The 20,049-nt window shown below is 35.9% G+C and carries 18 protein-coding genes; 17 read left to right on the forward strand and 1 reads right to left on the reverse strand.

Features of this window, described 5'->3' with window-relative positions:
* Positions 1 to 8: 8 nt before the first annotated feature.
* The 14 genes from FFM55_RS06790 to FFM55_RS06855 all read left to right on the forward strand — a co-directional run bounded on the left by FFM55_RS06790 (position 9) and on the right by FFM55_RS06855 (position 13,530).
* Entirely contained in the window at positions 9 to 1,703 is a 1,695-nt protein-coding gene (locus tag FFM55_RS06790) for an NFACT RNA binding domain-containing protein (protein WP_137600764.1), read from the forward strand.
* A gap of 102 nt (positions 1,704 to 1,805) precedes the next feature.
* Positions 1,806 to 2,441: a copper homeostasis protein CutC gene (locus FFM55_RS06795; protein ID WP_042492480.1), complete on the forward strand. Its 636-nt coding sequence runs from the start codon at positions 1,806 to 1,808 to the stop codon at positions 2,439 to 2,441.
* 41 nt (positions 2,442 to 2,482) lie between these two features.
* On the forward strand, positions 2,483 to 2,899 hold the full coding sequence (locus tag FFM55_RS06800) for a MarR family winged helix-turn-helix transcriptional regulator (RefSeq protein ID WP_042492482.1): 417 nt from the start codon (positions 2,483 to 2,485) through the stop codon (positions 2,897 to 2,899).
* A gap of 174 nt (positions 2,900 to 3,073) precedes the next feature.
* A complete protein-coding gene (gene fakB / locus FFM55_RS06805) occupies positions 3,074 to 3,940 on the forward strand; it encodes a DegV family protein (RefSeq protein WP_042492484.1) in 867 nt (288 codons plus the stop codon).
* A 180-nt stretch (positions 3,941 to 4,120) separates the two neighbouring features.
* Positions 4,121 to 4,966, forward strand: a complete 846-nt coding sequence (fakB, locus tag FFM55_RS06810; protein WP_042492486.1) for a DegV family protein — start codon at positions 4,121 to 4,123, stop codon at positions 4,964 to 4,966.
* A 114-nt stretch (positions 4,967 to 5,080) separates the two neighbouring features.
* Positions 5,081 to 5,965: a GDSL-type esterase/lipase family protein gene (locus FFM55_RS06815; RefSeq protein ID WP_052348383.1), complete on the forward strand. Its 885-nt coding sequence runs from the start codon at positions 5,081 to 5,083 to the stop codon at positions 5,963 to 5,965.
* Positions 5,952 to 6,569, forward strand: a complete 618-nt coding sequence (locus tag FFM55_RS06820) for a YpmS family protein (RefSeq protein ID WP_081839285.1) — start codon at positions 5,952 to 5,954, stop codon at positions 6,567 to 6,569. The genes FFM55_RS06815 and FFM55_RS06820 overlap by 14 nt, the downstream gene beginning before the upstream one ends.
* Positions 6,566 to 6,787: a YozE family protein gene (locus FFM55_RS06825; RefSeq protein WP_042492488.1), complete on the forward strand. Its 222-nt coding sequence runs from the start codon at positions 6,566 to 6,568 to the stop codon at positions 6,785 to 6,787. Before FFM55_RS06820 ends, FFM55_RS06825 begins: the two co-directional genes overlap by 4 nt.
* A gap of 21 nt (positions 6,788 to 6,808) precedes the next feature.
* Positions 6,809 to 7,684, forward strand: a complete 876-nt coding sequence (gene ylqF, locus FFM55_RS06830; protein WP_042492490.1) for a ribosome biogenesis GTPase YlqF — start codon at positions 6,809 to 6,811, stop codon at positions 7,682 to 7,684.
* Positions 7,674 to 8,441: a ribonuclease HII gene (gene rnhB / locus FFM55_RS06835; RefSeq protein ID WP_042492492.1), complete on the forward strand. Its 768-nt coding sequence runs from the start codon at positions 7,674 to 7,676 to the stop codon at positions 8,439 to 8,441. The genes ylqF and rnhB overlap by 11 nt, the downstream gene beginning before the upstream one ends.
* A 49-nt stretch (positions 8,442 to 8,490) precedes the next feature.
* Positions 8,491 to 9,357: a DNA-processing protein DprA gene (gene dprA / locus FFM55_RS06840; RefSeq protein WP_042492495.1), complete on the forward strand. Its 867-nt coding sequence runs from the start codon at positions 8,491 to 8,493 to the stop codon at positions 9,355 to 9,357.
* Positions 9,358 to 9,480: 123 nt separating this feature from the next.
* Positions 9,481 to 11,631 (forward strand): type I DNA topoisomerase, encoded by a 2,151-nt coding sequence (gene topA, locus FFM55_RS06845; protein WP_042492497.1) that lies wholly within the window; start codon positions 9,481 to 9,483, stop codon positions 11,629 to 11,631.
* A gap of 11 nt (positions 11,632 to 11,642) precedes the next feature.
* Positions 11,643 to 12,569 carry a tyrosine recombinase XerC gene (gene xerC / locus FFM55_RS06850; protein WP_042492498.1) on the forward strand — a complete coding sequence of 309 codons (927 nt, stop codon included), beginning with the start codon at positions 11,643 to 11,645 and terminating at the stop codon, positions 12,567 to 12,569.
* A gap of 79 nt (positions 12,570 to 12,648) precedes the next feature.
* The gene (locus FFM55_RS06855; RefSeq protein ID WP_042492500.1) at positions 12,649 to 13,530 is read left to right on the forward strand and encodes an aldose 1-epimerase family protein; all 882 of its coding nucleotides are present in this window, start codon (positions 12,649 to 12,651) and stop codon (positions 13,528 to 13,530) included.
* A 93-nt stretch (positions 13,531 to 13,623) separates the two neighbouring features.
* Here FFM55_RS06855 and plsY read toward each other — a convergent pair whose 3' ends face one another.
* Positions 13,624 to 14,247: a glycerol-3-phosphate 1-O-acyltransferase PlsY gene (plsY, locus tag FFM55_RS06860; RefSeq protein ID WP_042492501.1), complete on the reverse strand. Its 624-nt coding sequence runs from the start codon at positions 14,245 to 14,247 to the stop codon at positions 13,624 to 13,626.
* A gap of 194 nt (positions 14,248 to 14,441) precedes the next feature.
* Here plsY and parE point away from each other — a divergent pair, with 194 nt between their 5' ends.
* From parE to FFM55_RS06875, 3 genes are all read left to right on the forward strand, one after another.
* Positions 14,442 to 16,469 carry a DNA topoisomerase IV subunit B gene (gene parE / locus FFM55_RS06865; RefSeq protein WP_042492504.1) on the forward strand — a complete coding sequence of 676 codons (2,028 nt, stop codon included), beginning with the start codon at positions 14,442 to 14,444 and terminating at the stop codon, positions 16,467 to 16,469.
* A 6-nt stretch (positions 16,470 to 16,475) separates the two neighbouring features.
* A complete protein-coding gene (gene parC, locus FFM55_RS06870) occupies positions 16,476 to 18,932 on the forward strand; it encodes a DNA topoisomerase IV subunit A (protein WP_137600765.1) in 2,457 nt (818 codons plus the stop codon).
* A 77-nt stretch (positions 18,933 to 19,009) separates the two neighbouring features.
* Positions 19,010 to 19,936 carry a manganese-dependent inorganic pyrophosphatase gene (locus tag FFM55_RS06875; RefSeq protein WP_042492510.1) on the forward strand — a complete coding sequence of 309 codons (927 nt, stop codon included), beginning with the start codon at positions 19,010 to 19,012 and terminating at the stop codon, positions 19,934 to 19,936.
* The last annotated feature ends 113 nt before the right edge of the window (positions 19,937 to 20,049 follow it).

The following is a 20,049-nucleotide window of genomic DNA, read 5'->3' on the forward strand; positions in this document are numbered from 1 at the left end:
AAGCTAAAATGTCATTTGATGGACTATTTACACATGCAATGGTTAACGAATTAAATGAGACACTTTCTGGTGGACGGATAATGAAAATTCATCAGCCGTACACAAATGAAATTTTCTTAGTTATTCGAAATAATCGAAAAAATTATCCGGTACTATTAAGTGCGCATCCGTCGTTTGCACGTGCACAAATTTCACGAATTAAATATACAAATCCACAGACGGCACCAAATTTTGCAATGATGTTACGTAAACATCTGGAAGGATCAAGACTAATACGTGTAGAACAAGTTGAAAATGATCGTATTATTCGTTTTGTGACTTCAGGACGTGATGAATTGGGTGATGAGGAGCAAACAACTCTAATCCTTGAAATGATGGGACGCCATTCTAATTTGTTTTTAGTTAACGAAACCACACAGCAGATTATTGATTTAATTAAGCATGTACCAGCAGATCAAAATCGTGTACGTACTTTAATGCCAGGTGGCACGTATGTTTTACCACCAAAACAAGATGTTGTTAATCCATTTAGGCGCTTAGATGGTTTAGCTAATTTAATTTTAGATAACCCTAAAGTTAATGATTTAGCCAAAGAAATTCAGCATCATTTTCAAGGCTTTGCTCGTGATTCGGCACATGAATTAGCAACGGTTTTACAAGAGTCTGGTAATGCTTTGACAATGGTACAAGAGTGGTTAGACAAATTTAATCACCCCAAACCGCAGTTAATTACAACTGAAAAAAGTATCGCATTTATACCATTTGATTGGCTAACACTTACTGGTAATACAGTTGCTTTTGATACGCTTAGCGAGATGTTGGACGCATATTTTTCAGAAAAATCTGAGCATGATCGTGTACAACAACAAGCAACAATTGTTTTACGAACAGTGCGAAATGAATTAAAAAAGAACAAAAATAAAATTAAAAAGCAACAAGCAGAATTAGAAAATGCCGACCATGCGGATGAGTTCCGAATTAAAGGGGAACTATTAACGACTTATATGTCGCAAATACAGCGTGGTACAACAGAAATTACATTGCCCAATTATTATGATAATAACTCGATGATGGCTATTCCATTATCTAATCAAATGGGACCATCACAAAATGCGCAAAAGTATTTTACAAAATATAATAAATTGAAAAATTCAGTAAAATATTTGAATTCACAGATTGATTTAGCACAAAAAGAAGTCGATTACTTTGAAACGTTAATTGCTCAAATTGATATTGCCTCACCAAAGGATATTGCTGAAATTCGAGAAGAATTAACGCAAGAAGGTTATTTACGTGTCCAAAGTAAAAAGAAGCAAAAAACTAAAGTCAGCCAGCCAGAAAAATTTTATGCTAGTGATGGTACATTAATTGAAGTTGGTAAAAATAACTTACAAAATGAACGTTTATCAATGAAAACAGCGAATAAATCAGACATTTGGTTACATACGAAAGATATTCCAGGATCACACGTAATTATTCATAGTAGTGAGCCTTCTCAAGATACCTTGTATGAGGGCGCTATGTTAGCAGCTTACTTTTCTAAAGCACGTGATTCAGCTAATGTACCAGTGGATTATCTACCAGTACGTCGTCTAAGAAAACCAAATGGTAGTAAACCGGGTTTTGTTATTTTTGAAGGACAAACGACAATCGCAGTAACGCCGGATAGTCGAATCATTCAAAAATTACGCCAAAATAATTAATAAAACACTTAAGGTCAGACTAATCACGTGTATTAGTCGGCCTTTTTTAGTATCTTATAATAGATGAGTTATTAAATAAAAATTATATAATGGGGACGTTTCATGAAAAAAGAAATTGCATTGGGTGATATACCTACCATGAAATTAGCAATTGCTAGTGGGATAAATCGTGTTGAGCTAAATGCTCATTTAGAATTGGGGGGATTAACGCCAGCATGGCATATAGTAGCGCAAGCTGTTGATATAGCACAGGCAGCTAAAGTTGAATTGGTTGTGATGATTAGACCTCGAGCAGGTGATTTTAATTATAATTATGCAGAAATTGAAAGCATGCGTCAGTCAATTTTATTGTTTAAAAGTTTAGGGGTTAAAATGGTTACTTTTGGTATTGTCGATGCTAAAGGCCGTTTAGACAAGCAAAATATGATTAAATTACTTGAAGCGGCAAAACCAATGCAGGTTGTATATCATATGGCATTTGATGCAATTGATAAGGCGTATCAAGACCAAGCATTGCAATGGCTATATCAATATGGCGTTATTCGCATTTTGACGCATGGTGGACAGTTGAATAAGAAAATAGATGAAACCATCGACCATCTACAAGAAATCGTCTCTATGGCGCCTGACAAGCTGATTATTATGCCAGGTGGCGGCGTGACATACCAAAATGCAGCCAATATTGCTGAAAAGTTGGGTGTTAAAGAGGTTCATGGATCTAAAATTATCGCATTATAGCTAGTTTGATTAATGAATAATTATTTTGGAGAATTGTATAGATGAAAACAATTTTTGAAGCGTTAAAGCAAGCAGAAGAACAGCATAAAATTGTGTTATTAACGATAACCAAAAATTATGGCATAACTATTGCCGAATGGAAATTACTTAATTTGTTAAGAAATCACATTAATACACAAGATAAATTATCAATTGAAACAGGGTTAGATCATTCTACCTTATCGCGTCAATTACATTCATTACAGAAAAAAGAATTGATTATGAGTGCAGCAATTGGCCACAAGAATCGGCAATTACATTATGAATTAACTGTAGCAGGAGATGATACGCTTGAAGAAGCTAATGTTAAATATGCATCTTTTCAAGATAGAGTTTTTCAATTATGGTCTGATGAAGAACTTAATATGTTACAAATATTGTTAAATCGGTTACATAAATCAATGAAGAAACCGCTTTAAAATTTTAGTTTTGGAACTAAAATGAAAACATTTTTGATTTATGGTATGATTTACCGAGTAACTAAGTCGTTTTACATATTAAAATATTTTTTTACTGATTATAAAAGATAGATATTATCAGTAATTAATTGACGCTAGGATAGGCGTCAAATGGCTTCGAAAGGATTTAATTAAATGAAACTTGCAGTCGTAACTGACTCAACTGCTTATTTGAGTCAGGAAGAAATTGATAAATATGATATAAAAGTCGTTTCAATACCAGTTATTATTGATGGCGTAACTTACCGAGAAGGTGTTGATATCACAACTGAAGAGTTCTATGAGAAATTAACCACTTCTTCAGAATTTCCAACAACTTCACAACCAGCAGTTGGTGTTTGGTTATCATTATTTGATAAGTTAAAAGTAGAAGGCTACGATGGTGCTTTGGTCATTAATTTAGCATCAACTATTTCAGGAACTGTTAGCACGGTTGCCAGCTTAAATGATATGGTTGAAGACTTTGAAGTTTATGGCTATGATTCAAAGATTACGGTACGTCTAATGGGTCATATGGTTATGAAGGCTGCTCAAATGGCACAAGCAGGACTAGATATTACTGAAATTATCAAAACGTTAGATGTATTGTCGGCAACGGTTGATGAATGCTTTATTGTTGACGATTTACAAAATCTAGTTCGCGGTGGTCGTTTATCGAATGCTTCAGCGTTTATTGGCACGATGTTAAAAATAAAGCCACTATTAACTTTTGACAATGAAACAAATCATATTGTGCCATTTGAAAAAGTCAGATCAATGAAAAAGGCAATGCAGCGAGCAGAAACATTATTTGCAGAAGCTAAAAGCCAAGCTGATTATCCATTACGTGCTATTGTTATTCAAGGAAACGATGAAGTAACGGGTAAAGCTTGGCATGATGAATTGCAAAAAAAATATCCAGATATGCTAATTGAATATTCATATATTGGTCCAGTGATTGGTGCTCATTTAGGAAAAGGAGCACTTGCTTTAGCTTGGTTACGTGATCCGGATTCACTTTAAAATGAAAAAAGCTGGTATTATCTAATAGATTATTGATTACAGCTTTTTGTGTAGAATGTTAGCTTTAATGTAGTTACAAAGACTAGATTACGGGTTTTTGTATATTAGTTAATTGAAAAAATAATTTAAAGATGAGATAATTAGGTATATTTAATTAGAGAAAACGGGGAAGTAAAAATAATGGCCCAAGTAAAAATTGTGACTGATTCGACGGCAATGTTATTGCCTGATGAAATTGAAAAATATCAAATAACAACAGTTCCATTAACTATTGTTATTGATGGCGTGACGTATCAAGATGGTATCACGATATCACCAGCGGAATTTATGGATAAAATGGCAGTAGCCAAAAATTTACCACAAACTTCACAACCAGCTTTAGGTGTGTTCACTGAAGTATACGAGCCTTTAGTTGCTGATGGATCATCAGTTATTTCAATCCATTTAACAAAGGGATTATCTGGATCAGTTGATGCTGCTTCTCAAGCAGCAATGATGGTAGATGGGGATGTTACTGTTATTGATTCTGATTTAATTGACCGTTCACTTGGAATGGTCGTTTTGGCAGCAGCTAAAAAAGCGGCTAGTGGCGCTACACGTGATGAAGTACTAGCTGAAATTGAGGCTGTAAAGGCTAAAACAGAACAATATGTGATGGTCTCAAAGTTAGATAATTTAGTTGCAGGTGGTCGGCTATCAAAGACAGCAGGGTTATTAGCAGGTATGCTAAATATCCGTATTGGTGCACATGTTGTTTCAGGTAATATTAATGTTGAAACAAAAGGCCGTGGTGCAAAATCAACGAAAGCTTATTTTAAAAAGATTACCGATATTTTGCAAGCAGCTCCTAATGGTGTACATGCTATTGGGATTTCAACTGCAGGGATTCCGGAAAAGCGGGAAGAACTTGGTGAACAACTAAAGGCAATGTTTCCAGATGCACAAATTGTGTTACAACAAACGACACCAATTGTAGCAACACATACTGGTGATGCAGCTATTGGTTTTAGTTATCAATTGAATTAATTAAAGTTAATGATTATAAAATAGCGGGGCTGTCACGCCCCGCTATTTTTCGTGTCTTGGTAAATATGGTAAAATAATACACTAGGTTATCTTGTTCAGAGAGGAGTTGCTGATATGTATAAAAAAATGATGCAATGTTTAATAGCCATGTGTGCTGTGTTTTTATTCAATACAGGCGTCATTCATGCAGCTGATAAAAAAACAATTAATTTTATTGCAGTAGGCGATTCTTTAACAGAAGGAGTAGGTGATACTACTGCACAACAAGGTTATACAAAAAGAACAGCACAAATTATTGCTGATGAATACGATGTTAAAGTTAAAACTGCTAATTATGGTAAAGCTGGCGATCGGTCTGACCAAATTTTAAAACGAATTAAGACTAATCCAAAGGCGATTAAACAACTACAAAAGGCAGATGTTATTACGTTGACTGTTGGTGGTAATGATTTGCAGCAGACATTATTCAAAGCTATTTTTTCTAAGTCTGAACAAGATGTTACAAAGTATGTTGCGCAAGCAATGCCAAATTATACTGAAAATTTGATGTCTTTAGTTAAATTTATCGAAAAGCAAAATAAAAATGCACCTATTTATTTATTTGGTAATTATAATCCGCTGTATGTTTACTTAGCTAATCGTGATGATTTAAATGCAGATGTTAAGATTTATAATGATATTAATGCTAATTTAGCATCAGCTGATAAACAGGTTTATTATGTTTCAACTTTTAAAACATTAACGTACGGCCAATATACAACGAAAATAGAACGTGAAAAATTACGAACATCTGCTAAGCTAGCTAATCGAGGGTCACTAAACAATAGTATGGTTACAAAAACGTTGCAAGCAAAAACTCAAAACGAACGTAATCATTACATAACAACACAAGATCATTATCACCCAAATGATATTGGTTATGATAAAATGAGCGCTTTGTTAGCTAAAAAAATGGCAGCTACTAAACAGGAATGGTTAAAAATAAATGACAAAAAATAATATGCGGTCAAATGCCGACGTACTTATTAAAACGGCACGTAGGCAGGGCGTTTTTAAAGGTATTTTAGGAACATTGTTAGTATTGGTTATGATTAGCATTGCTTTAATGTTGATGCCACAAAGTCATAAGCATGTAACAGACACGAGGCCAGAAATTGGACAAGCTTCATTTGAAGTTAGCATTAGTCGTAAAGAATTAAATGCTTTAGTTGAAAAGTATATCAATGCAGATCCGTCATTACGTAAACAATTTCGTTTTGAAATGCAAAAACAAGGCATGATGGTTTACGGGACGTATCGTTTATTCGGCCAGTCTGTTGATTTTGGTATGCAAATGACGCCAGAAGTAACCAAAAATGGTGGTATTTTATTACATGCTGATTCAGTTGCTGTTGGTCAATTATCGTTACCAGTAAAATTTATTGTGAATTATTTTGGCAAAAAGGTTGATTTACCCAAGTGGTTGATACTCGACTCGCATAAGCAAACCTTATTGATTGATCTAGGTAAAGCACCAAAAGTACAAGGTGTACGTGTTAAAGCCGTTCAAATTGATCCCAAAAACGATAAATTTGTATTTAAAGGAGGTTTTTCAGATAAATGAGACGTTCATTTTTTCAATGGTTAATGACACAACGAAATCCAGTGACAAGTGACGAAGTTGAAAATTTTGCTAATGCAGCATTTTATGATACTCAGTTTCCTAAGCACACAGATGATTTTGACTTCGTATCACGATATTTAGAAGAAAATGCGACGTATTTGCACAGTATGTCTATTTTTGATCAGGCATGGTCACAATATTTAATATCAGAATCATAATGACAAATAGAGGAGTTTAATATGTCTCAAATTATACAATGGTTTCCAGGACACATGGCGAAAGCTTTTCGATTGATGCGCGAAAATTTAAAGCACGTGGATATTGTGTTTGAGTTAGTAGATGCCCGAATCCCATTATCATCACGAAATCCAGAATTAGATGAAGTCTTAGGTGATAAGCCACGATTAATTGTAATGACTAAAACAGATTTGGCTGATCCAGAAAGAACAAGCATTTGGCGTGCTTATTTTGAATCACAAGGGCTATCAGTTGTGTCTTTAGATACTCGTGGCCATAAAACACCGCAAATAATCACCAAAGCAGCGCGCTTAGTTTTGGCAGATAAATGGGCCAATTTAGCAGAAAAGGGTGTGCAAGATAAGGCAATTCGTGCCTTAGTAGCGGGTATTCCTAATGTTGGAAAGTCGACACTATTAAATCATTTGGTAACAAAAAACGTTGCTATTACGGGGGATCGCCCAGGGGTTACTAAAAAATTACAATGGTTAAAAACGCCAACTAATTTAGAATTGTTAGATACGCCAGGAGTATTATGGCCTAAGTTTGTTGATCAAAGAGTTGGGCAACATTTAGCGATGACTGGAGCTATCAAAGATCAATTAATTAATTTGGATGATATTGCACTAGCTGTTTTAAAATTCTTTAGGGAATATAACCCAGAAGCGATTACGACACGGTATCATTTAAATAAAGACATTTGGGAAACGCAATCAGATGTCGATGTGTTATTAACCATTACACAAAAACTGGGATTTAAAGATGATTACAATCGTGCGGCTGAACGGATGTTACTTGATTTGAGACGAGGCAAATTAGGTCGTTATACCCTTGAATTACCTAGCGATAATATTGGTGAAGTAGTTGATGAGTCATAATAAAGAAACAATTGGTTCAATAAAAAAACTATTAAATAGTAAACCGACTGCAGATGAGTTGGTACGTTGGCGACAAGACCAGCGGATTGGTGTGCAAAAGTTGTTAATGCAATATGATAAACAACAAGAAAAAAAACAGCATCAACAGCAAGCATTTGAAAAACGCTTAATATTTGAAAAACAAGCTTGGCAGCAAGGCGCTCATTTAGCCGGTGTTGATGAAGTTGGTCGAGGTCCATTAGCTGGCCCCGTTGTTGCTGCTGCAGTTGTTATTGATGAATCATTTGATATGACGATTGTGCATGATTCTAAACAATTAACTGAAAAAACACGTTTGAAATTAGATCAAGAATTACGAGAAAAGGTTGTTGATTTTGCATTTGGTATTGTTGATGCAGAACAAATTGATTCCTTAAACATCTATGAAGCTTCACGAATTGCTATGCGTCAAGCGATTGAAGCTTTACATGTACCTATAGATGGTTTGTTAATTGATGCGATGACTGTTGACTTACCATTACCACAAGAAAAGTTAATTAAGGGTGATGACCGGAGTATTTCTATTGGGGCAGCTTCTATTTTAGCTAAAAATTATCGCGACGCATTAATGAAGGAATTTGCTGTGCAGTATCCTGGCTATGGGTTTGAACATAATGCAGGGTATGGAACTGCTGAACATCTAGCTGGTTTAGCAAAATTAGGGGTAACACCTATTCATCGAAAAACTTTTTCACCAGTTAAAAAGCATTTGAAATAGTACACAAATCACGTTGTCACACGTCTCTTTTATAGTAGGAGGATGTTAGATGAAACAACGTGATTTTTTATTGTGGTTAATGTTAGTACCATGTTTGACTATTAAAGGACGTTATCGTATCTGGCAATATATGGATAAAAATAAACTGACTAACATTAATATCAAATTAGTTTTACAATTGAGCCGTCTTAATCAAGAAAAAAAGCAATATATTTATGATTGGTATCGGAAAAAGGTTTGGCAAAGACAATTTCAATCGATTAAACAATGTCCTTTTATTGCAATATGCGACAGTCAGTATCCAAAATATTTATTGTATTGTATAGACGCACCTATCTGTTTATTTTATCAAGGTGATTTAGAACTATTACAACAGCCGTTGGTTGCAATTGTTGGTGCTCGTCAAGCAACAAACTACGGTAAAAAAATATTACGTGCATGGATACCTTATCTGGTAAAATCAGGGTTAATAACTGTCTCGGGGTTAGCGTTAGGTATTGATGAATTAACGCATCGTACGACATTAGCTGCAGGTGGCAAAACAATCGGTATTATTGGAACAGGCCTTGGTTGTACCTATCCAAAACGTGATGATTTGTTACAAGAAAAAGTTGCTGTTAACGGATTGTTATTATCTGAATATTTGCCATGGCAGGGACCTAACCGAAAAAATTTTCCTGAGCGTAATCGTATTATTGCAGGTTTAAGCCATGTTTGTATCGTGATTGAAGCTAAAAAACGTTCAGGTTCTTTGATAACAGCGATGCAAGCTTTGGACCAGAACAGAACCGTAATGGCTGTACCAGGTCGAATTGATGAGCAAACCTCTAAAGGCACTAATGCATTAATTTTAGCTGGTGCTACGCCTATTTTAGTTCCACAACAAATTGTATTAGAATTTAAAAATTTTTATTAATTAGGTTAGATTTTAAGCAACGAGCATTTGGCAAATCTCAGGTTGATAGTGTATAGTACAATATTGTTAGGTATAAAGACTAATTAAAATAAAAATAAATTATAAGAAAAGAGGTGCACGCAAATGGTTTCACAAACTGCTGTTAAAGAAAAAAAGGCGCGTGCGGTGAAGAAAACGACAACTAAAACGAAAACTCGTGCGAAAAGTAAAGCGAAAGTTAAAAAAAATTTAGTTATTGTTGAATCACCATCTAAAGCGAAAACAATTGAAAAATACTTAGGTAAAAGTTATAAAGTTGTTGCAAGTATTGGTCATATTCGGGATTTACCAAAATCAACGATGGGAGTAGATATTGAAAATGATTATCAACCAAAGTATATTAACATTCGAGGTAAAGGGGATGTCATTAAATCCTTGAAAAAGGATGCAAAGGCATCTAAACATGTGTATTTGGCTTCCGACCCGGACCGTGAAGGCGAAGCCATTGCGTGGCATTTAGCGCACATTTTAGATTTAAATTTGGAAGATAGTGATAATCGCGTCGTTTTTAATGAGATTACCAAAGATGCCGTTAAAGATGCATTTAAACATCCGCGACAAATTGATATGGATTTAGTGGACGCACAACAAGCTCGTCGTATTTTAGATAGACTGGTTGGTTATTCGTTGTCACCTATATTATGGAAGAAAGTTAAAAAAGGATTGTCAGCAGGTCGTGTACAGTCAATTGCATTAGGATTAGTAATTAAACGCGAACAGGAAATTCAAAGTTTTGAACCAGACGAGTACTGGTCATTAGACACTATGTTTAAAAAAGGACGCACTAAATTTAAATCGACGTTCTATGGCCTTGATAATAAAAAAATGACGTTGCCTGATAATGATGCTGTCCAGGATGTTTTAAAGAAAATTGATAAAACGAAACCATTTGATGTTGTCAATTTGGTGACTAAGGAGCGTAAACGAAATCCGCAACCACCGTTTACAACATCAACGATGCAACAAACAGCTAATACGCAATTAAATTTTAAAACACGTAAAACAATGATGGCCGCACAACAACTATATGAAGGAATTAATTTAGGTGGTAAAAACGGCACGGTTGGATTAATTACATATATGCGTACAGATTCAACTCGTTTATCAGAAACTGCAAAATCAGAAGCAACCACATTCATTAATGATGAGTACGGTGAAAAATTTGTGGCGGCCAAGCCTGTACAAGGCAAAAAACAAGAAGGATCTCAGGACGCGCACGAAGCAATTCGGCCAACTTCAGTTTTTAGAACACCAGCATCAGTGAAGGATAAATTAACAAATGATCAGTTTAAATTATATCAACTAATTTGGTCCCGTTTTGTGGCTAGTCAAATGACACCAGAAGTGTTGGAAACAATGGCAGTTACAATTGAACAAAATGGTGTTACTTTTAAAGCGAATGGTTCACAGACAAAGTTTGCAGGTTTTACAAAGGCATATCCTGCTGCTAAGAGTAAAGATAATAAGTTACCAGCACTTGAGATAGGTGATGTATTGGACATGGTCACAATGTCACCTGAACAGCATTTCACACAACCACCTGCTCGTTATACTGAAGCAACATTAGTCAGAGCTTTAGAAGAGAATGGTGTGGGCCGTCCTTCAACGTATGCAGCAACAATTGAAACTATTCAACGTAGAGCTTATGTACGATTAGATACAAAAAAATTTGTCCCAACTGAACTAGGTGAATTAGTTCAAAATACTGTACAAGAATTTTTCCCTGATGTGACGAATATAAAGTTTACTGCCCAGGTTGAAACAGATTTGGATAATGTTGAATCTGGTAAAAAAGATTGGGTAAAAGTTGTTGATGATTTCTTTACGCCATTTTCTAAAGAATTAGAAGTAGCTGAAAAAGAAATGGAGAAGGTAGTTCTAAAGGATGAATTAGCTGGCTATGATTGCGAAATTTGTGGTGCTCCAATGTTAACAAAACTAGGACGCTATGGTAAATTCCATGCTTGTTCACGTTTCCCGGATTGTCGGAATACACAAACAATTGTGGAAGAAATTGGATTGCTATGCCCTAAGTGTAAAACTGGCCAAATTGTTGAACGTAAAACTAAGCGTGGTCGTACATTTTATGGTTGTTCACGTTATCCTGAATGTGATTTTGTTTCTTGGGATAAGCCAAATGAAAAAACATTACCTGATGGTACAACACCTAAGGAAGATAACGCAGAGCAAACAAACAAAGAGGACCAGGTAAATACAGTTGAATCTTCTGATTAAAGGAGACAATAATGGATGTAAAAGACACGGAAAATGTTAAACAACTTTTTTTAGATTATTTACGTATTGAAAGACAGTATTCTGTTGAAACACAAAAGGCTTATAAGAGTGATATGACAGAATTCTTGAGTTTTTTGGCTAAAACGCAAACTAATCAAGAAATTGACTTAAATAAAATTACAACGTTTGATGTCCGGGTGTTTTTATCTGAACTTTATGAAAAAGGTGATGACGCCAGAACGATTGCTCGTAAAGTAAGTTCGTTACGGAGTTTTTATCGCTTTTTAATTAATAATGAATTAGTGAATGATAATCCATTTGTGGGAATTACTCTCCAAAAATTTGGTAAACATTTACCACGTTATTTTTATCAAAAAGAATTAAATAGTATGTTTGATGTTGTGCTCGCTGACCACTCCATTCTAGGTATTCGTAATTGGTTGTTGCTGGAAATGTTGTATGGAACTGGTGCCCGTGTTTCAGAAATTGTCAATATGACTCGCCAGTCTGTTGATCAACGTGCCCAAGTAGTCACAATTACCGGAAAAGGGAATAAGATGCGAATTGTGCCTTTTGGTCATTATGCATTAGACGCTCTAGAACAGTACCTAACAGCAAGTCGACCTTTATTGGCCCAAAAACAAAAATTACCAAATGACTATTTATTTTTGAATCAACGGGGGAACCCTTTGACAACCGCTGGTGTGGAGTATATCTTAAAGCAGATTGGTAAAAAGGCTGGTTTAACACAAGATGTTACTGCTCACATGTTTCGTCACACATTCGCAACTGACTTGTTAAACAATCAGGCTGACTTAAGGACGGTACAACAATTACTGGGACATAGTAGTTTAAGTACAACGCAGATATATACCCATGTCACAACTGATGCGTTACAGCAAAGTTATCGTAATTTTTTTCCTAGAGCTTCAGAGTAATTTTACAATGATAAAATTGGTAAAGACCAATTTTGTTTGGTATTATTAATATAACGTTATTGAAACTTTGGAGGGGCTTATGTCAGTAAAATTAGAAAATGAAAACATTAGTGTTATTATTTCTGAGTTAGGGGCAGAATTAACTAGTGTTACGAATCGGGAATCTGGATTAGAGTATATGTGGACGGCAGATCCTAATTTTTGGGGAAGACATGCGCCTAACTTATTTCCAATTGTTGGTCGTCTTAAAGGGGATCGTTACAAATATCGAGATAAGACTTATTTTATGACGCAACATGGGTTTGCTCGAGATAATGAGTTTGATTTAGTAGAAAAAACAGCAACTTATGCGCGCTTGCGATTGGTTGATACGGAAGAGACACATTCGATTTATCCATTTCATTTTCAATTTGATGTTATTTATCGTTTAACTGATCAAGATACTTTAGGTGTGACTTATGTGGTAACTAATACGGATTCACATGAAATTTACTTTTCTGTTGGTGGTCATCCAGGATTTAGAGTGCCGTTAGCAGAAAATGAAAAATTTACAGACTACTATGTCAATGTTGAGCCTAATCGTATTTACAATCGTTCGAAATTGGTTGGCCCATACCTAGATAACAATTTAGATACAACTTTTAATTCATCAATTCCATTAAGATTACGTCGTGATGATTATAAAAATGATGCGATTATTTTACGCTTAGATGGTAATCCTGTATCTGTTGTTTTAGCTAGATTAGGAGAATCAAATGGGGTGACGATGCACATTCAAGATGCACAATACGTAGGGATTTGGACACCTTATGGTAAAGAGGCGCCTTTTGTTTGTTTAGAACCATGGTGGGGTGTTGCAGACACGGTGGATGCTGATGGTATCATTAATCATAAATATGGTATTAATGAATTGGCACCGGCTCAAACATTTACCGGTTCATACTCATTGTCATTCTTTTAGCGCAAAAAGGACATTGCTATTGTTTGATTAGATGATGGTAAAAATATTATTGGAAAAAAACTCTCCCATATTATATGGGAGAGTTTTTATATATTATTTTTTTGAAAACCAATAACCGAAGCCAAAAGGAACTTTTGATTCAGTACCGTGCAAAATACGATTAATATTACCACGGTGACGATAAAATACGAAAATGGTTAATATAAAAGCAATGGTTGTTAATAACCAATCATTTAACCAAAATGCAGATAGTACCGTAACAATGGTAAAACCAAGCATTGACCCGATAGATACCATACTTGTTAATAGAATAGACAATAAAAACGTAATAACAGCGGCAGCAAACATTGATGGGCTGTATAATAAGAGGACACCTACTGATGTTGCTACTGCCTTACCACCTTTAAAACCAATCCAAAATGAAAAAGTATGACCTAAAATAGCGCCTAAGCCAACAACCATATATGCCCAATGTGGCGTAGAACCCCAAATAGTTGCCATTGAAGCACCTAAAATACCTTTGCATAAATCAATAATTAAAACCATTGTGCCAGGTATGACACCTAAAGTACGAAAAGTATTAGTAGTGCCAATGTTACCAGATCCTAATTGTAAAATATCTTTTTTGAAAAAAATTTTACCAATCCAATATCCTGAAGGAATAGACCCTAATAAATAGGCTAACCCAAAACTAATGATAAAATGAAAAATCGTCACAACGATAGCTCCTTATATGTTTTTTAATACTTGTATGTTTATAATCTATCACAAAACCTTATCTATTTTAGCATGTTTCTCAACCTTGGAACTTTAAATTTTTTTAATAGTGTTGCGTCAAAGGTTAGTTTTGAGATATTATGAAATTTGAAACGCGTTAAAACGCAAGTAACATAAATGAAAGGAAAACATCCATGGTAAAGAAAAATGATTATTCGGATGATTCCATTACAGTTTTAGAAGGGCTTGAAGCTGTTCGAAAACGACCGGGGATGTATATTGGTTCGACAGATGGTAAAGGTCTGCACCATCTAGTGTATGAAATCTTTGATAACGCAGTTGATGAGGCATTAGCTGGGTATGGTGATGAGATTAATGTTACGATTCATGAAAATAATGCCATTACGGTTGTTGATCATGGACGTGGTATGCCGGTTGGCATGCACGCTTCCGGAAAACCGACTCCGGAAGTCATACTGACTGTTTTACATGCTGGTGGTAAGTTTGGTCAAGGTGGTTATAAAACGTCCGGGGGACTGCATGGTGTGGGCTCTTCAGTTGTTAATGCATTATCAAGTGATTTAATGGTTACAATTGTACGTGATGGTGCTAAGTACCAAGAACACTTTATTAATGGTGGTCACCCAGATGGGACACTTAAAAAGATAGGTAAAACAAAAGAAAAGTCTGGAACAACAGTAACGTTCAAACCAGATCCTACAATTTTTTCAACAACAATTTATAATTTTAATACTTTAGCCGAGCGGTTACGCGAATCAGCATTCTTGTTACGTGATGTTAAAATTACGTTAACTGATGAGAGACCAGGTCAGGAGCAAAGTGAAGTTTACCACTACTCTGAAGGCATTAAGGCATTTGTATCTTATTTAAACGAAGATAAAGACACGCTGGGTGATACCATGTATTTTGATGGTACAGCGCAAGGTGTTGAAGTTGAAGTAGCGGCACAATATAATGATGGCTTTTCAGAAACAATGATGTCGTTTGTTAATAATGTACGAACGCCTGATGGTGGTACTCATGAGGCTGGATTACGTGCAGCTTGGACAAAGGCATTTAATGAGTATGCCCGTAAAGTTAATCTTTTAAAAGATAAAGATAAGAATTTAGAAGGTTCGGATGTTCGAGAAGGACTGTCGGCAGTTATTTCATTAAGAATTCCTGAAAATATCTTACAATTTGAGGGACAGACAAAAGAAAAGCTGGGAACACCGGAAGCACGCACGATTGTTGACAATATCATCACAGAACAATTGGGTTTTTATTTAATGGAGAATGGGGAATTCTCACAAAATCTTATCCGAAAGTCGCTAAGAGCTAGAGAAGCTCGTGAAGCCGCCCGTAAGGCCCGTGATGAAGCGCGGACGGGGAAGAAAAAGGGAAAGGCTGATCGGCTGCTCTCTGGTAAATTAACACCTGCACAGTCAAAAAATGCTAGTCAAAATGAATTGTTCTTAGTTGAGGGGGATTCTGCGGGTGGTTCTGCTAAGCAAGGTCGTAACCGTAAATTCCAAGCAATTTTACCTTTACGTGGTAAAGTTTTGAATACTGAAAAAGCAAAATTAGCTGACATCATGAAAAACGAAGAAATTGCAACGATTATTTATACGATTGGTGCTGGTGTTGGTCCTGAATTTAATGTTGCTGATTCACATTACGATAAAATTATTATTATGACTGATGCAGATGATGATGGGGCACATATTCAAACGTTGTTGTTGACATTCTTTTATAAGTATATGCGCCCATTGATTGATGCTGGCAAGATTTATATTGCTTTACCACCGTTATACATGTTGCGTCGAGGTAAAGGCAAGCAGCAACAAGTTGCGTACGCTTGGACTGATGCACAATTATCATCAGCTGAACAAGAAATTGGTCGCGGTTATACTTTGCAACGCTTCAAGGGACTAGGTGAAATGAACGCTGAACAACTTTGGGCAACTACAATGGATCCAAGTCAGCGGACACTTATCCGTGTCAAAATCGATGATGCAATGTTAGCTGAAAAGCGTGTTACAACTTTGATGGGTGATAAGGTTGAACCACGTCGTAAGTGGATTGAAAGTAACGTTGCTTTTAACCTAGTTGAGGAAGGTGATACCTTACTTGATGAAGCGGAACAATCTGAAGAATTAAATGCCCAAAGTCAAGAATTTGTGGCGCCAATTATTGAAAGTTGGCAAGACAAAAAGGAGTAAAGTTGAATGGCAGAATCTGGAAATATTCAAGAATTAAGCCTTGAAGCGGTAATGGGTGATCGTTTCGGACGATACTCAAAATATATTATTCAAGAACGTGCATTACCTGACATTCGTGATGGTTTAAAGCCAGTACAACGGCGTATTTTGTACGCCATGAATAAAGATGGTAATACGTATGATAAGCAATTTCGTAAGTCGGCTAAATCAGTTGGAAATGTGATGGGTAATTTTCACCCACATGGTGATTCATCAATTTACGAAGCGCTGGTGCGTATGTCGCAAGACTGGAAATTACGTGCACCATTAATTGAAATGCATGGTAATAATGGATCGATTGATAACGATCCTGCTGCTGCGATGCGTTATACTGAAGCCCGCTTATCAAAGCTAGCAGGTGAGATGTTACGAGATCTTGATAAAGAAACTGTTGATATGGTTCTTAACTTTGATGATACGGAGTATGAGCCTACAGTATTGCCAGCTCATTTTCCTAATTTGTTAGTGAATGGGGCTACTGGTATTTCAGCGGGATATGCAACCGATATTCCACCACATAATTTAGGCGAAGTTATTGATGCTTTAATTTATTTACTAGCACACCCTAAAGCCAGTCTAGATGATTTGATGGGCTTCGTAAAAGGTCCAGACTTTCCAACGGGTGGTATTATTCAAGGTGTTGATGGTATTAAGGCGGCTTACAAAAATGGTCGTGGTCGAATTGTCGTTCGTTCAAAAACTGAAATCCTTAAGCTAAAGGGTGGTAAGTCACAAATTCAGGTTAGTGAAATTCCTTATGAAGTAAATAAAGCGAGCCTAGTTAAAAAGATTGATGAAATCCGATTGAATAAGGACGTGGCAGGAATCGTTGAAGTACGTGATGAGTCTGATCGTGATGGATTATCAATTGCTATTGAATTAAGCAAAGATGCAAACGTAAACGGCATTCTAGCTTATTTGTTAAAAAAGACTGATTTGCAAGTTACGTATAATTTTAATATGGTTGCAATTCATAATCTTAGACCAGAACGGGTTGGTTTAAAGACAGCTCTTGAAGCATTTTTGGATCATCAAGTTGATATTATTACAAAACGGACGAGCTATGATTTACGCAAAGCACAAGAACGTCAACATATTGTTACTGGATTAATTAAAGCACTTTCAATTTTGGACGAGGTGATTACGACAATTCGCGGGTCAAAGGATCGCAAAGATGCTAAACAAAATTTGGTTGATCAATTTGATTTTACGTTAGCCCAAGCAGAAGCTATCGTGACACTGCAATTGTATCGTTTGACGAATACTGATGTCACACAACTACAAGCTGAATTTGAAGAATTATCAAAGAAGATTGAACATTTTAATGCTATTCTTTCTGATCCTAAGGTTTTGCGTCAGGAATTGCGTCAAGAATTGAAACTAATTAAGAAAAATTATAGTACACCGCGTTTGACGGAAATTCAGGCTGATGTGCAAGAACTAAAATATGATGCAACGGTAACGGTTGCGGACGAAGATGTTGCAGTATTAGTATCAAAAATGGGTTATGTTAAACGATCATCACTACGTTCACATAAAGCATCTGGGGATGATAATGGGTTACGTGAGGATGACAGTACTGTTTTTGTTGATCATGTTAATACGTTACAACATATTTTTATGTTTACAAATAAGGGCCATGTTATTTATCGGCCAATCCATGAATTACCAGAATTTAAATGGAAAGAAGCCGGTGAACATTTATCACAATCAATTAATGGGTACTTACCTGATGAAGAAGTTATCCATGTTGAAGTTGTGTCCGATATTGATAAGTTGGTTGGTACTTGGTTAACGGCAACGAGTGATGGTTATATCAAACAATTTAAATTTGCCGATCTTATACCACGTAGTACTTATAAAAAACGTAGTATGATTTTTATGAAATTAAAAGTGAGTTCAGCAACTATTATCGGGTTAGAAAAATTGCAATTGGGTGATAATGCTAACCGTACAGTGGTTTTGGTATCTCGTAAGGCAATGGGATTACGTTACGATTTAGCAGAAGTACCATTATCTGGTAATCGAACAACTGGTGTTAAGTCTATGAACTTGGCGAATGGTGATGAAATTATTAGCATGGCATCTGTAACGGACGACCAAGCATTAGCAGTGATTACGCATCGCGGTGCCTTTAAGTGGATGGCAGTTACTGAAATACCAGTTACAAGTCGCGCTCGTAAGGGCGTACTAATGATGCGTGAATTGAAAAAAGATTCACATGAAATTATTGCAACGCAAGTAGTTGATCAACATTCACCAAAACCATTATCGATTTATACAACCCGTGGCAAGCAGTTTGATGTGATACCAACTGACCATAATTTAAGTCAACGATATAGCAACGGTAGTTTTATTATTGATATATCGACTGCTGGTCAACCTGTGGCGATGCAGTTATATGATGTTACGAAGGTATATTAATACATTTCTATGGTTCAAAACGTAAAAAATGGTGTATGATTAACATGATAAAAAATAATGAATTGGAGAATTATCTGATGGCTAAGACATTGGTTTTTGGACACCAAAATCCTGATACAGATACAATTGCATCTGCAATTTCTGCATCATATTTCTTGAATAAAGCGTACAAATTGGATACGGAAGCAGTTGCATTAGGAACACCTAATGCTGAAACTGAATACGCACTAAGTTACTTTAAAGTTGAAGCACCACGCGTCATTGAAAATGCGGATACAAAAGAGGTTGTTCTAGTTGATCATAATGAAGCGAGTCAATCGGTTGCCAACTTGGCTGATGTGACGGTTGCAGGTGTTTATGATCACCACAAAATTAACTTTACTTCTGCTGCACCATTATGGTTTACTAATAAGCCATTGGGTTCGGTTGCAACCGTTTTATATTATGAATATCAAACTGCTGGTATTGAGATTCCTGCTGCAATAGCTGGTATGATGTTATCAGCTATTATTTCAGATACACTTTTGCTAAAGAGCCCAACGACGACATCAATGGATAAGCCAGCATTAGAAGGGTTAGCAAAAATTGCTGGTTTGGCTGATTATGAGGCTTATGGATTAGAAATGTTAAAAGCTGGAACGGATCTATCAACTAAGACGGCTAAAGAATTAATTGATGGGGACGCTAAGTCATTTGAATTAGGTGGTCAAACATTGCGTATTGGGCAAGTGAATACAGTGGATGTTAACGATGTATTTGCTCGTCGCGATGAAATTGTGGCTGCAATATCAGATGAACTATCAAGTGAAAACTATGATACTTTTGTCTTCGTTGTAACAAATATTTTGGATTCAGACTCAGATATTTTGGTGTTGGGTGATAATCAAGATAAGATTGCTGCAGCATTTGGTGTGACATTAGAAGATGGGCGTGCTTCATTACCTGGTGTAGTATCACGTAAGAAGCAAGTTGTACCACCGTTGACAACGGTATTTGAAGGATAAAAAAATTGCTGAACAATTACCTCATTGGGTTATTGTTCAGCAATTTTTTGGTTTAAAGTCTTAAAACCGAGTTTAATGATGATCATATGATAAAATAAATACTGGAAGGACTT

This window comes from Weissella sagaensis, assembly GCF_005405285.1.
GTDB lineage: Bacteria > Bacillota > Bacilli > Lactobacillales > Lactobacillaceae > Weissella > Weissella sagaensis.